The following is a 14,771-nucleotide window of genomic DNA, read 5'->3' on the forward strand; positions in this document are numbered from 1 at the left end:
ATCTCCCCTTGAGTCAGGTCGACCAGCGGCAGGTCCGACGGGGTGAGCAGGGCCGGACCCTCGTGCGCGGCGGCCTCTTCGGCGAGTTCGCGCAGAGCCAGGGCCCAGCCGTCACTGAGGGCGATCGCGTCGTCCTCGGTGAGATCGGCTGCCGACCAGGCGAACACGGCCTGGAGTTCGGGTCCGGTCGTGAAATCCTCACAGAGCGCGTTGATCACCAGCCGGTAGGGGCCACCGAGATCAGCATCCGGCTCGGTGGCCAGCGAGTCGGATTCGGCGGCCGGCGTCCACGGGGCGGACACACCTCGTGGCACCCGTCCCAGATAGTTGAACAGCACCTGTGACTCCGGTTGCACTGCAAGGAGTCCGGCCGTGCGGGCGTTGATGTACCGCAGCATGCCGTAGCCGATACCGCCGTCCGGCGCTCCGCGCAACTGCTCCTTGACGTCCTTCAGCGTTCCCAGACGGTCTGCGCCGCTGCACAGTCGCACGGGTGTCACATTGGTGAGCCATCCGACGGTGCGGGACAGATCCACACCGGCGGCGAGTTCCTCGCGTCCGTGCCGCTCGAGGTCCACCAGCAGGTCGGCCTTCCGGCCCCCGGTCCAGCGATCGACGGCCAGGCGCAGAGCCGCCAGCAGAACGTCGGTGACGTCGCCGCCGACGACACCGGGAACGGTGGTGAGTAGCGCCGCAGTCAGGTCGGAGTCGAGGCGGACGGTGCGGCGCGCACCACTGCCCACCACGGCGTGGGCACCGTTACCCGGCACCAGTTCGGCACCCGGTGCGGTGACGCGCAGCCAGTGATCCAGTTCCGCCAGTCGTGCCGGTTGCTGTGCCTGCTCGGTGACGATGCGGGAAAATGTGCGCAGCGAGGTGGCGACGGGGTCGAGGGCTGCACTCTGACCGCTGTCTGCCGCGACCCACGCCATCGCGAGGTCCTCGAGCAGGATCTGCCAGGACACCCCGTCGACCACCAGATGGTGCGCGACGACGAGCAATCTGCCCGGTTCCTGCGGTCCGGGATCGAACCACACCGCGGCCACCGTGACGCCGCGGTCGGGATCGAGACGGTCGGCGGCGGCATCGGACTCTGCGGAAATGATGCTCCGCAGATCGGATTCGCCCAGTCCGTGGACGTCGACGCGCCGGACGGCCACATCCGCGGTCTCGGTGACCTCGAGAGACCACACCCCGGGAGCGTGACGGGTGAGTGTCTGCCGCAACCCGTCGTGGTGGTCGACGACCGACTGCAGAGAGGTCGTGAGAACCTCGACCGTGGTGCCCGCGGGGGTGTGGACCAGCACCGCCTGGTTGAAGCGGCTCTTTCCGCCACTCCACTCGGACAACCGGTGAACGACGGGCAACGGCAGCAGCACTCCCGTCGCCGGTTCCACGGTGACGGGCGCCTCGCCAACGACCGACGCCTCCCCCACCAGTCGCGCGAGGGCCGACGGCGTCCGCTGCTCGAAGATCTGCCGCGGCGTGATCGTGATACCTTCGCGGCGTGCGAGATTCACCAATCGAATGGCGAGGATGCTGTCGCCGCCGAGGGTGAAGAAGTCGTCGTCGACCCCCACCGCCTCGAGGCCGAGTACCTCCGCGAACTGTCGTGCGAGTACCGGAAGCGGGCCGTTCACGACGGCGGGTTCCACCGATACCCGGACCGAGAAGTCCGGTGCGGGAAGCGAAGAGCGGTCCAGTTTGCCGCTCGGACTCAGTGGGAACGCATCCAACGTCACGAACGCGACGGGAACCATGAACTCGGGCAGCATGGCAGACAGCCTGGTCCGGACCTCGTCGGTGTTCACGTCCCCGACCAGATAGCCGACCAACTGCTGCTGTCCCGGACGATCCGACCGCACCACTGCGGCCGCCTGCCGGACGCCGGGGCACGCCGCCATCTGCGCCTCGATCTCACCGAGTTCGATGCGGAAACCGCGCAGTTTCACCTGACCGTCCGCGCGGCCGAGGTACTCGACCATGCCCTGCCCATCGACGCGGGCGATGTCACCGGTGCGATACATACGGGAACCGTTGTGGCCGAACGGGTCGGCCACAAACCGTGCTGCACTCATTCCAGGTCTGCCGAGGTATCCGCGGGCCAGCTGCGGTCCGGACAGATACAGCTCGCCGGACGTCCCCGCCGGCACGGGCTGCAGGTAGTGGTCCAGCACGTACAGACCGGTGTTGGACGTGGGCAGCCCGATCGGCACCGAGGACGCCGAGGCGTCGACCCGCTGGACGGAAGGCGCACAGCTGACCTCCACCGAAGCCTCGGTGGGCCCGTACAGGTTGTCGAGTTCCACACCGGGCAGGAGTTCGGCAACCCGCCGCGCGAACGCCACCGGCAGTGCTTCACCGCTGCAGGCGAGGACACGCAGTCCGGTGCACCGAGCCGCCTCGGGTTCGGCGAGGAACGCCTCGAGCATCGTGGGAACGAAGTGGGCGCGGGTGATCGACTGCCGTGCGATGACGTCCGCGAGGTAGCCGGGATCCTGATGACCGTCCGGACGGGCCAGGACGAGGGTGGCACCGGCCAGCAGAGGGCCGAAGAATTCCGGCACCGACACGTCGAAGCTGGAGGGGGTCTTCTGCAGTACACGGTCCGACGGGGTGATCGGACGGAACCGCTGCATCCACAGCAGCCGGTTGACCACACCCCTGTGCGGCACCACCACCCCCTTGGGCCTGCCTGTGGATCCGGAGGTGTAGATCACGTACGCGGGGTGGTCCGGCGTCAGCGCAACCCCGGTGAGGGGTTCGGGCGAGTACCGGTCGGCGTCGGACACCTCGATCCGGGGTGCGTCGACGTCGGGAAGCGACACGGTGTGGTCGGTGAGCACACAGACGGGATCCGCGTCGCGAAGCATGTAGGCGAGCCGGTCGGCCGGGTACCCGGCGTCGAGGGGAACGTAGGCACCACCAGCCTTTCCGACGGCGAGCAGCGCCACCATGAGGTCCGCTGACCGCGGCAGTGCGACAGCCACCTTCGACTCCGGTGCCACACCGCGCTCGGCGAGCAGCCGAGCCAGACGGTGTGCCCGCTGATGCAGCTCGGCATAGGTGAGCTGTTCGTCCTCGAACACCACGGCCACCGCGTCGGGGGTCCGGGCCGCCTGTTCCTCGAGCAGTGCGGTCAGCGTCGTCTCGGGGAATGCCACCCCCACCTCACGCAGTGCGGCATCGATGCCGTCGCGCGGAGCGAGTGCGACAGAGGCCACGGGCTGGTCCGCGTCACGGGACACCTCGCCGAGGTAGGTGATCATCGTGTCGGCGAACCGCCGGGCCGCGTCGGCGTCGATGCGCGCCGCATCGTATTTCAGCTCCAGTGTCAACGCGTCCCCGGGCAGGACGATGAGCGTCATCGGGTACTGCGGATGCTCGTCGAATCGGATGTCGGTGACGCGCAGGGCACCCGACGGGTCTGCGACGGTGCCGTCACCGAGCGGATAGTTCTCGAAGACGACGAGTGTCTCGAACAGGTTCTGCAGTCCCCCGTCCCTGCGAAGTTCGGAAAGCCCGAGATACTGATGGTCAAGCAGAGCGGACTGCTCGAGCTGCCACCGCGTGAGCGCCTGTGCCACAGTCTCCTTCGCCCGGAACCGGAGGCGAGCGGGAACGGTGTTGATGAACAGGCCCACCATGGTGTCGATGCCCGGCAGTTCGGCGCCGCGGCCCGACACGGTGGAGCCGAACAGCACGTCGTCCCGGCCGGTGAGGCGTCCGAGCACCAGTCCCCACGTCCCGTGCACGAGCGTGCTCAGGGTCATACCGCGTGCCCGTCCCGCGGAGATGAGCGCCCGGGTAGCCGTGGCCGGCAACTGCACTCGCACACTGCGGATTCCCGTCTCACCCGGCGCAGCGCACGCGGGAAGTTCCACCGGATCCGGAGCGTCCCCGAGGGAGTCTCGCCACAGCGCGAGCGACGCCTCGCGGTTTCGGCCCGCCAGCCACCGGGCGTAGCTGCCGTACGGGGTGGGGGTCGGCAACTGCGGCGCGCTGGCGTCGACGCTGTAGAGAGCCATCATTTCCCGCAGCATCACCGGAACCGACCATCCGTCGGCCACGATGTGATGGATCGACTGCAAGAGTAGATGCGTGTCGGAACCGGTACGCACCAGCATGTACCGCAGCAGCGGCGGCCTTTCGAATTCGAATCCGCGGGCGCGTTCGTCCGCCAGAACCTGCTCGATCCGACCGTCCGGTTCCGGCACACCGGTCAGGTCCAGCACCTCCATGGGGACGCGCACGTTCTCGCGAACCACCTGCGCGAGGCGGCCGTCGGACAGCGTCTGCACGCCCGTCCTCAGGGCGGCATGTCTATCGACGACCGCCTGCAGCGCTCGGTGCAGTGCCGACGCATCCACCGGACCGGTCAGCTCGATCACCTGTTGCACGATGTACGGGTCGGCCTCGCCGCCCTCGAACGAGGACTGGAAGTAGATGCCCTCCTGCAGCGGGGTCAGGGGGAGGACGTCGGAAACGGTCCCCAGTGCGTCGACGTCCGCCTGTGTGAGCGACACCAGCGGGAAGTCCGAGGGTGTGTGACCGCCGAACTCCTCGGTGCCGGCCAGGTCCCGCAGCGCCGCGGTCCACTCCCGAGCCAGCGACTCCACCGCGTCCCGCGTCAGGATTCCCGGCGCCCATCGGAGCGTGGTGCTCAGCGCCGGGCCGTCGGCCCCGTCCCTGGTGATGACGTCGACGGAGAGGGCGTGAGCGAGGGGCATACGCGGGTCTTCGGCGCCGTCCATGCCCAGCGGCAGCCAGTCGCCACCGTTCCCGCCCGAGGCCCGGCCGAGGTAGTTGAACAGCACCTGCGGAGCGGGTTCCTTCGCGGGTTCCGTTGTGTCCGGGGACAGATAGCGCAATGCTCCGTAACCGAACCCGGATCCGGGAATGCGCCGCAACTGTTCCTTGACGGTTTTCAGCGCGCCGGCCAGTCCGGCGGGACCGGAGACCGATGCCGGGTCGAGAGCCACGGGGTACACCGTGGTGAACCAGCCGACGGTGCGGGACAAGTCCACGGCGGGTCCGTCATCTCCGCGGACCAGATCCTCTTCCCGGCCATGGCCCTCGAGGTCGACGAGCACCGCGGTGGATTCTTCCGCCGTCCCCCGTGCGGAGCGCCACCTGCCGAGCGCCACAGCGAATCCCGTGAGGAGGGCGTCGTTCACGCGGCCGTGGAAGGCGGCCGGCACGGCCCCGAGCAGTGGCCGGGTGAATTCCGGCGGCAACGTCACCGTGAGCGACTCGGCGCCACCGGCGAGGTCGAGAGCGGGGTCGAGTGCTCGGGAACCGATCAGCGGATCGGGAGTGCCCGCCACGCCCCTCCAGAAGGGACGTTCGGAATCGAAGGCGCCTGCCCGCACCCGCTCGTTCAGCAGTTCGGACCACCGGCGCAGCGAGGTGCCGACCGGGGCGAGTTGCGGAGTCGCGCCCGCCTGTGCCGCCGTCGCTGCCGTGGCGAGGTCTTCCAGGATGATGCGCCACGAGACGCCGTCGACCACGAGGTGGTGTGCCACCAGCAGGAGCCGACCAGGACCGCCGGCACCTCGGAAGAGCACGGCCTGCAGCATGATTCCCGAGTCCGGATCGAGTCGTGACACCGCTGCCTCCGCCTCGCCGTCGATGTCCGCGTCGCCGAGATCGACCACCCGCAGCACACCCTCCGCGGCTGCAGGGTCCCATTGCGGCACCGACAGCATCGACCGCTCATCCGGTACCCGTCGTGCCCGCAGGGCGTCGTGCCGCTCGAGCACCGCGTGCAGGGCGATGCGCGCAGCGGCCTCACCGAAGGAGTCGGGGGTCTGCACCAGCACCGACTGGTGGAAGGTGGTGATGTCCGGCCCGGCACCGGCCCGGAGCAGGATCGGAGTGTTGTGCACGGCGCCGATCGCCTCGTCGTCGGGGTCGATCGCCGGGGCGACGCGCCCGTCCTGCACCCGCGCAAGCGCCTCGGCGGTACGCAGCTGGAAGATGTCCCGTGGGCTGATCGAAAGACCCTCACGTCGCGCAGCATTCACCAGTTGGATGGCGACGATACTGTCGCCCCCCAGGGCGAAGAAGTCGTCGGTCACGCCGACCGATTCCACACCGAGCACTCCGGCGATCAAGGAGCACAGTGTCTGCTCGACGGCGGTCCGCGGTGCCACGTTCTCACTCGCGGCATCGAGTTCCGGTTCCGGAAGCGCCCGTCGATCCAGTTTGCCGTTGGGTGTGAGCGGGAAGCGTTCGAGTACGACGAACGCCGAAGGCACCATGTAGTCGGGCAGCTTGGACGCCGCCCACGCCCGCAGCGTCGCACCGTCGAGCTCCGCGCCCTCGTGCGCCACGACGTATCCGGACAGGTACTTCGCGCCGGCGGGCGTGGTCCGTACGAGGACGGCACTGTGCCGGACCGCCGGATGCGAGACCAGCCCCGCCTCCACATCCTCGAGTTCGAGACGCATCCCCCGGATCTTCACCTGGTTGTCGGCGCGACCGAGGAAATCCAGGGTCCCCTGCGGTGTCCACCTGGCGAGGTCACCGGTGCGGTAGAGACGGGAGCCGTTGTCGCCGAACGGGTTGGCGACGAACCGGGACGCCGTCAAGTCCGGCGCGCCGACGTAACCGCGGCCGAGCAGGAACCCGCCCGCATACAGCTCACCGCCGGTACCGATGGGCACCGGCCGCAGGTGGGGGTCCAGAACGTAGAGCTGGGTGTCGGGGTTGGGCCGTCCGATGGACGTCGCGATCCGCTCCGCGTCCTCCCGGTAGATGACGTGCGAGACCCCGATGGTGGCCTCGGCGGGCCCGTATCCGTGGTAGAGCGTGGTAGTCGACTGCGATCGGAAGCGTTCGAACAGTTCGGGTGTGAGAACCTCACCGCCACACCACACGTGCTTCAGATTCGACAGAAGTTCGGTGCCCCGCGCGAGGTCGAGCAGGACGTCCAGCATCGAGGAGACGAGATAGACGAACGTCACCGACTCCCGCGCGATCAGATCGAGGAGGTAGCGCGGATCACGTTCGCCGCCGTCCTCGGCCACCACCAGACGTCCACCCGACGCCAGTGGCAGGAGGATTTCGTTCACCGAGATGTCGAAGGACAGCGGTGCCTTGAACAGCGACGCGTCGCCGGGGCCGAAACCCAGCACGGTGTCGCGTTGCCAGAGCATGCGGGCGCACACCGCCTCGTGGCGGATCATCGCCCCCTTGGGGCGGCCGGTCGACCCCGACGTGAAGATCACGTAGGCGAGTTGCGAACCCTGCACGGTCACCGCGGGCGCGGAGGTGGGCTGCTCGGAGTAGGCCCAGTTCCCGAGGTCGACGGGGACGCCCCGCTCACCGGCGTCGGTGACGCCGCCGCGCCCGGTGAGCACCAGACGCGCGCCGGCGTCCGCGAGCACCGCGGTGCGGCGGTCCTCGGGCCACGACGGATCGAGCGGCACGAACGCCCCACCCGCACAGACAACGGCGAGCAGGCCGATCACCATCTCGGCAGAACGTGGAAGACCCACCGCCACAACGTCTTCTGCACCCAGACCGCGCCCGAGAAGGTGACGCGACAGCTGCGCAACCCTGTCGCCGAGTTCGCGGTAGGTGAGCCGGAGATCGCCTGCCACCACAGCCTCGGCGTCCGGCGTCCGGGCGATGGATTCCCACAGAAGCCCGGGGACACTCGTCGAGAGTGGCGAGCCGGCGGTGTCGTTGAACTCGACGAGCACCTGCCTGCGCTCGGCGTCGGTCATCGGTTCGAGCGACGCGACGGGAAGGTCGGGGTCGGCCACGAACTGGGCGAGGAAGTATTCGAGGCGGACGCGATGCTCCTCGAGTTCGGCATCGAGACCGTACGGTGCACGCAGGTCGATCTGGATCGGCTCTGAATCCTGCCCGCCGCGGATCGCGAAATCGAGATCACTCACGGGGCCGGTAGCCGAACCACGTACCAGTGCGGGGAAACCGCCGAAAGTCAGCGCGTGCTCGAACATCATCGAATTGATGCCGGGACCGAACACCCGCCGGTCGGGATCGATGACCCGGAATTCACGGGCCAGGTCTTCGCCGCGGTAGCGGCCGTGTCGCAGCGAGGCGATGAGCGTGGTGTCGATGCGGGTGGCCAATTCGCCCACCGTCATCGCCGGATCCACCTGTACGCGCAGCGGCAGGATCGTGGACGCCATCCCGGGGATGCGGCGCAGGTCCCGGCCGACCCGGGCCGTCATCGGCAACGACAACGTGAGGTCGCGCAGGCCGGTGATGCGATGGATGTAGGCCACCACGGCCGCGAGCGGAAGTCGCGTCCGGCGGATACCTGCGGCGGACGCGAAGTCATAGAGGGCGTCGGCATCGTCGGCGGCGATCTCGACGGTGGTCGAGAGTGCCGGGCGCGACTGGTCGCCGACGCCCGGCAGCAGTCTCGGCGGTTCGGGCGCGTCCAGCATCCGGCCGATCCAGAATTCGCGGTCGGCGGCGAAGCGGTCCGAGCTCCGATAGGCACGATCCGATTCGACGAGGGTGTCCAGTGACCAGGGCCCGGCCTTCGTCTCGAAATTCGCGCTTTCATACCGCTCCACGACGTCGGCCACCAGCAGGGTGATGCCGTAACCGTCGATGATGCTGTGGTGATATCGCTGATACCACATCAGTGATGCGTCGGCGGTACGCAGCAGCGCCTGCCGGAACAGCGGTTCCCCGCCGTCGAGATCGACCACGGTCTGCATGTCGCGGTGCATCCACGCCCGGGCACTCGCCTGGGGATCGTCCTCGTCGCTCAGGTCGACGAAGTCCAGCGTCCAGTCGTCCGGACGGGTGGGCACCTGGACGAGCTTGTCGTCCCCGTCCACCTCGAACCGCACATGCAGCGCTTCGGCTCGTTCGATGGTGGCACGGATCGCAGCCGCCGTCCGGTCCACGTCGATGGCACCTGCCACCTCGACGACCAGGGACAGGTTGTAGACCGAACTTCCGGGGTCGAGCCGCTGACCCACCCAGATCTCGGACTGCGCTGCGGTGAGTGGGAACGCCGAGCACGACGAGAGCAGGTCGGCGTGAGCCGCCGCCGAGGATTTCGGAGACATGGTGATCCGATCGTCCGTCCAGAGTGCTCGCCGAGCGATGAGCACCGGTTGGAGCTTAGGTTAGGCTTCCCACTGAAACCAAGCCGGCTCTCGCCGGCGGACAACGGACTCGCTCACGCTTCGTGACACCACACCGCCGTATTGCCGCCACGACGTTCGGCGGCGTAAAGGGCGGTGTCTGCCGGATCGACAAGATTGTCGGGCGGCTGCGAAGAACCCCGTTTCTCGCCTCAGTTCGCGAGGAACTCCAGCAGCACCTTGTTCACTACTTCGGGCTGCTCGAGATAGCCGTAGTGCCCTACATCCGGAATCTCGTAGTACCTGGCAGTGGGGATCGCCTCGGCCACTTCCCGGGACAGGTACGGCGGAATCATGCGGTCGTCGGAAAACCCGATCGACAGGCAGGGAGTGGTGATGGCCCGGTACGCCTGCCTGCGATCGAAGGTGCGGTCCATCTCCATCTGTGCCCGAACACCCGGCGACGTCCGTCCGCCACCGAACTCGAAGAGGTCGAGCCAGTCGCGCGCGGCGTGCTCGTCGACGAGAGAGGCCGGCGACAGGTTCATCACGGCCGTGACGGCGGCCCGGTACTTGGGCGGAAGTGCGATACCGCTGTCGTGGAGGGCGCGCTCGCCTTCGGTCAGGGTCTGCTGGAAGTAGTCCATCCGGGCGTGGCCCGCGAGAAAGGCCGCCTTGTGCACCAGATCCGGCCGGGTCAGCGCGAGTTCCTGGGCTACGCGGGCACCCATCGACGTGCCCACGACACGCGCCGGGCCACCGCCGAGATGATCGATCAGTGCGGCCGTGTCGGCGACGAGGTCTTCGATGGTGATTCCGCCGACGCTCTCATCGGACGGGGCGATGCCGCGGTTGTCGAATGTGCAGACGCGGTAGCCGGCGTCGATGAGGGCAGGGGTCTGATGCAGATCCCACACCCGTCCCGGACTTCCGGTTCCCATAATGAGCACCACCAGATCTCCGGACCCCTTGACCTGGTAGTTCAGGGGGATTCCGTTGATCGTGGCGATCGTCATGCTTGCCTTCCTTTCATGGGACGTGGTCATCAGCTGGATTGGATAGCCTAAGCTGCGTCTGTCGCCGCTACGAGTGGTGAGGACCGCAAGCTCGCCCAGGAGGACCGCGTTGAGAGTCGCCACACTCGGATATCAAACCTGGGGTCACCGTACCCTCCAGGCACTGCTCGAGTCCGAACACGAGGTCGTCCTCGCGATCACGCATCCCAAGAGTGACCATGTGTACGAGCAGATGTGGGCCGATTCGGTTGCGGATCTCGCCACCGAGCACGGCGTTCCCGTACACATCGCCACCAAGCCGGACCACGACTTCACAGCAGCCCTGAAGAAGGCCGACGCGGACATCGTGGTCGCCAACAACTGGCGCACCTGGCTTCCCCGCGACGTCTTCGACGCCCCCCGCTACGGCACCCTGAACATCCACGATTCCCTGCTTCCCAAGTACACCGGATTCTCCCCCCTCGTCTGGGCGCTGATCAACGGTGAAGAAGAGGTGGGACTCACCGCGCACCTGATGGACGAAGAACTCGACGCCGGTGACATCATTCTGCAGCGGTCCACTCCGGTCGGGCCGCAGGACACGGTCACGGACCTGTTCCACCGCACCGTCGACATGATCGGACCGATCACCCTCGACGCCCTTGAGTTGATCGCCTCCGGCCGCACCGACTGGACACCACAGGACCGATCGCAGGCCACCTTCTTCCACAAGCGCGCGCCCGAGGACAGCCGGATCGACTGGACGTGGCCCGCCGATGCCATCGAGCGCCTCGTCCGCGCCCAGTCCGACCCGTACCCCAACGCGTTCACCCATTTCAGGGGTCAGCGCATCCGGGTCCTGAAGGCGTCGGTGTCGCGGGGCAATTACGGCGGAACGCCCGGTCGAGTCTTCATCCACGAGGGCGACGGCATGGTCATCGTTGCAGGCCCGGACGCCCGGACGGGGCGCAACAAGGGTCTGCGAATCGAGCGTGTGCGACTCGACGACGGCACCGAGATATCCGGCAGGGAGTTCTTCCCGCGCGGGGGCGGCTACCTCGGCTGACACGTTCGTTGACAGCCTCATCCGACTGGCGTTTCATATGTGAACACATACGTTCTCAGATGAGTCGACCAGGGGCCTTCGATGACGGCAGCAGATCGCGACGCGGCGACCGATACCTCCACTCTCGTCCGCGGGATCAGCATGGTGGGCGGGCTGAGCGGCGGAGCCAACGTCATCATGCAACTCTCGCGCCCGGGTGTCGGATACGGCGTCGTGGAAAGCAAGGTCGACCGCGGAAATCTCTACAAACATCCGATTCGGCGCGCCAGGACCACGCTCACCTACCTGGCCGTCGCAGTGCTCGGCAGCCCCGAGGAGAAAAGCGCGTACCGGCGGGCCGTCAACGGTGCACACGTGCACGTGCGGTCGGGGCCCGACAGTCCCGTCCACTACAACGCATTCGACAAAGACCTGCAGTTATGGGTCGCGGCTTGCCTCTACCGTGGTCTCGAGGACGTGTACCGGATCGTCCACGGACCGCTCGGACCACTCGAGAACGACTTCTACCAGCAGGGGGCCGTGTTCGGGACCACACTGCAGCTTCCCAGTGGGTCGTGGCCGGCCGACCGCGCTGCCTTCGAGGAGTATTGGAATACCGCCCTGGCGGAGGCGACCGTCGACGACACCGTGCGCGAATACCTCCGGGGAATCGCCGACGTGACGTTTCTGCCCTGGCCTCTGCGGGTGTTCTTCGGGCCCGTCAACAGGTTCTTCACGGTCGGATTTCTTCCGCAGCATTTCCGGGAACAGATGCACATGTCCTGGACTCCGCGTCACCAGCAACTGTTCGATACCGCGACCCGGACGCTGGCGGTGGCCGACAAACTCAGCCCGCCCATCGTCCGGCAGCTTCCCTTTCACCTCGCGCTCTGGGATCTGCGACGCCGGATGCGCCGCGGCGCCGAGCTGATCTGATCTGCCCCGATCTGATCTGGCCTCCCCATCCGCCTCCCCCACCCAACCACCCGAAGTAAGCTGATCCTCCTGATTCGGTGAACCCTCACGGTGGGCAACTAGCGTCGGCAGGCCCGGTTCTCATAGAGTCGCCGATACGAACTACTGCGCGTGGCGCGCAGCAAGCCCGAGAGGAACAAGATGGCCGCGAAGACCACCGCCGAGAACGACATCGCGGACGAGGATCTCGAACCCTTAGCGGACGAGACCGCCCGGCAGGCACAGCGCGTTGTCGCTGCCTACGCCGCCGATGCCGAGGAGTGCAGAATGCTGCTCTCGATGTTGGGCATCGGACCCGCCGGCAAGCTCGACTGAGAATTTCATCCATTTCGACCGCGAAGGAAACCCGTGGCTGTCAGCTCGGAATCGTCAGCATCGTCAGCAAGCTCGACATCTGACCCAGTCTCCGGGCAAGCCGACTTCGTCGTCGTAGCGAACCGCCTTCCGGTCGACCTCGAACGTCTGCCGGACGGCACCAATCGCTGGAAACGCAGCCCCGGTGGTCTCGTCACCGCGCTCGAGCCGATCCTCCGCCGCAACAAAGGTGCGTGGGTCGGCTGGGCGGGGGTGGCGGACGCTGAACTCGATCCCGTGGTCGAAGACGACCTGGAGCTGTATCCCGTCCCGCTGAGCGCTGCGGAGATCGCCGATTACTACGAGGGGTTCTCCAACGCCACGCTCTGGCCGCTCTACCACGACGTGATCGTGAAGCCCGAATACAACCGCAGCTGGTGGAACGCGTACGTCGAGGTGAACCGGCGCTTCGCCGAGGCCACGTCCAAGGCCGCCGCGCACGGTGCCACCGTGTGGATCCAGGACTACCAGTTGCAGCTGGTTCCCAAGATGCTTCGCATGCTGCGTCCCGACCTCACCATCGGGTTCTTCCTGCACATTCCTTTCCCGCCGGTGGAACTGTTCATGCAGATGCCGTGGCGGACCGAGATCGTCGAGGGACTGCTCGGTGCCGACCTGATCGGGTTCCACCTTCCGGGCGGCGCACAGAACTTCCTCTTCCTCGCCCGCAGACTCGCCGGCCAGCAGACCTCCCGCGGAACCGTCGGCATTCGCTCGAAGCTGGGCGTCGTGCAGGTGGGATTCCGCACCGTGCGGGTGGGTGCGTTCCCCATCTCCATCGACTCGAGCCAGCTCGACGAACAATCCCGGTCCAAGGCCATCCGGGACCGGGCCAAACAGATCCGCAAGGAATTGGGCGATCCGAAGCACATCATGCTCGGCGTCGACCGGCTCGACTACACCAAGGGCATCGACGTGCGCCTGGCCGCGTTGCACGAACTGCTCGAAGAGCACCGGGTGGACCCCGCCGACACGGTGATGGTGCAGCTCGCCACCCCGAGCCGCGAGCGCGTGGAGAGCTACGTCCACATGCGTGGCGAGATCGAGCAGATAGTTTCCCGCATCAACGGCGAATACGCCGAGGTCGGGCGTCCGGTGGTCCACTACATTCACCGCCCCATCCCGCGAGACGAACTCATCGCGTTCTTCGTGGCCGCGGATGTCATGCTGGTGACCCCGTTGCGCGACGGAATGAACCTCGTGGCCAAGGAGTACGTCGCATGCAGGAGCGATCTCGGCGGAGCCCTGCTGCTCAGTGAGTTCACCGGCGCCGCAGCAGAACTGCGGCAGGCATTCCTGTGCAATCCGCACGACCTCGACGGAGTCAAGGACGCGATGGAGGCGGCCCTCAAACAGCCACGGGAGGACGGCCGGCGCCGCATGCGGGCTCTGCGCAGGCAGGTTCTCGCCCATGACGTCGATCGGTGGGCGATGTCGTTCCTCGATGCGCTGGCTCACAGCGGCGCCGCGGGCCCGGCGTTGATCGCCCCCGCCGAGGTCGGCGAGGAGAACTGACTCCCTAGCGGGCGAGCTGGCCGGACGACACGAGAAAAGCAACCAGGTCCCGGACCGTCTCTTCGGCCGGCCTCGGGGTGTATCCGAGTTCGGCCCGCGCCTTCGACCCGTCGATGACCGGTGCCGCGAGCAACGCCGACATCGCCGACCGGGACAGCACATCCGAACCGAATCTGGCCCCGATCGGTTCCGCGATGGGCAGCACACGTTCGACGACGCTCAGCGGGAACGAGTACAGCGGCCCCCTCCGTCCAGCCGTATGCGCCGCCTTCTTCACTACCTCGTGCATGCCGAGCATGTGGCCGGAGATCAGATAGTTCTCGCCGGCCCTCCCCTTCTGCGCGGCGGCCATCAGACCGGCGCCCACGTCGCGGACGTCGACGAAGTCGAACCCGCCCTGCACCGTCGCCGGCACGCGACCGCGAGCGGCGTTGCGCAGCAACGCATTGACGCGGGAGAGCCCGTAGTCGGCCGGGCCGTACACCCCCGTCGGATTACAGATGACGGCATCGAGTCCAGCATCGATCACCTCACGGAGTTCGATCTCACCGGCCCACTTCGACCTGTCGTAGACCGGGATCGTGGGGTCGACCGATCGCGGCGAGTTCTCGTCCAGCCTTCCGCCACAGTTCGCTTGGTCGAAGGAATGCACGGAACTGCAGTGCACCATACGCCGAACACCCACTGCGAGAGCAGCTTCCGCGACAGTGCGCACACCCCGGGTGTTGACGGTCCAGGCCCGATCTGTCATGGAGTCGTTTTGGGGTCGATTACGGACAGATTGCTCAACACGAAGAAGTGGTCAAC

Annotated in this window: 6 protein-coding genes and 1 pseudogene; 4 read left to right on the forward strand and 3 right to left on the reverse strand. The window is 67.2% G+C overall.

What is annotated here, in order from left to right; genetic code table 11:
- Together WAW17_RS06000 and WAW17_RS06005 are read right to left on the reverse strand one after the other, a co-directional pair.
- Window positions 1-9,062 (reverse strand): amino acid adenylation domain-containing protein (locus WAW17_RS06000; protein WP_422332096.1); only part of this gene is annotated, 9,062 nt, incomplete at its 3' end.
- A 230-nt stretch (window positions 9,063-9,292) separates the two neighbouring features.
- Window positions 9,293-10,096, reverse strand: a complete 804-nt coding sequence (locus WAW17_RS06005) for an alpha/beta fold hydrolase (protein WP_422332092.1) — start codon at window positions 10,094-10,096, stop codon at window positions 9,293-9,295.
- Between the two features lie 109 nt (window positions 10,097-10,205).
- On the opposite strand from WAW17_RS06005, the gene WAW17_RS06010 reads away from it, so the two are divergent.
- The 4 genes from WAW17_RS06010 (at window position 10,206) to WAW17_RS06025 (ending at window position 13,964) form a co-directional block, all read left to right on the forward strand.
- Window positions 10,206-11,141 carry a methionyl-tRNA formyltransferase gene (locus WAW17_RS06010; protein ID WP_422332093.1) on the forward strand — a complete coding sequence of 312 codons (936 nt, stop codon included), beginning with the start codon at window positions 10,206-10,208 and terminating at the stop codon, window positions 11,139-11,141.
- A 141-nt stretch (window positions 11,142-11,282) separates the two neighbouring features.
- Window positions 11,283-12,056 carry an oxygenase MpaB family protein gene (locus WAW17_RS06015; RefSeq protein WP_422332097.1) on the forward strand — a complete coding sequence of 258 codons (774 nt, stop codon included), beginning with the start codon at window positions 11,283-11,285 and terminating at the stop codon, window positions 12,054-12,056.
- A 180-nt stretch (window positions 12,057-12,236) separates the two neighbouring features.
- A complete protein-coding gene (locus WAW17_RS06020) occupies window positions 12,237-12,410 on the forward strand; it encodes a hypothetical protein (RefSeq protein ID WP_422332094.1) in 174 nt (57 codons plus the stop codon).
- 33 nt (window positions 12,411-12,443) lie between these two features.
- Window positions 12,444-13,964 carry an alpha,alpha-trehalose-phosphate synthase (UDP-forming) gene (locus WAW17_RS06025; RefSeq protein WP_422332095.1) on the forward strand — a complete coding sequence of 507 codons (1,521 nt, stop codon included), beginning with the start codon at window positions 12,444-12,446 and terminating at the stop codon, window positions 13,962-13,964.
- On the opposite strand, the pseudogene WAW17_RS06030 reads toward WAW17_RS06025, so the two are convergent.
- Window positions 13,904-14,709 (reverse strand): annotated as a pseudogene (locus WAW17_RS06030) (NAD-dependent epimerase/dehydratase family protein); the annotation flags it as partial. The gene WAW17_RS06025 and the pseudogene WAW17_RS06030 overlap by 61 nt on opposite strands.
- Between the last annotated feature and the right edge of the window lie 62 nt (window positions 14,710-14,771).

The sequence above is a fragment of the Rhodococcus sp. (in: high G+C Gram-positive bacteria) genome, from assembly GCF_049286785.1.
In the GTDB taxonomy this organism is placed as follows: domain Bacteria; phylum Actinomycetota; class Actinomycetes; order Mycobacteriales; family Mycobacteriaceae; genus Rhodococcus_F.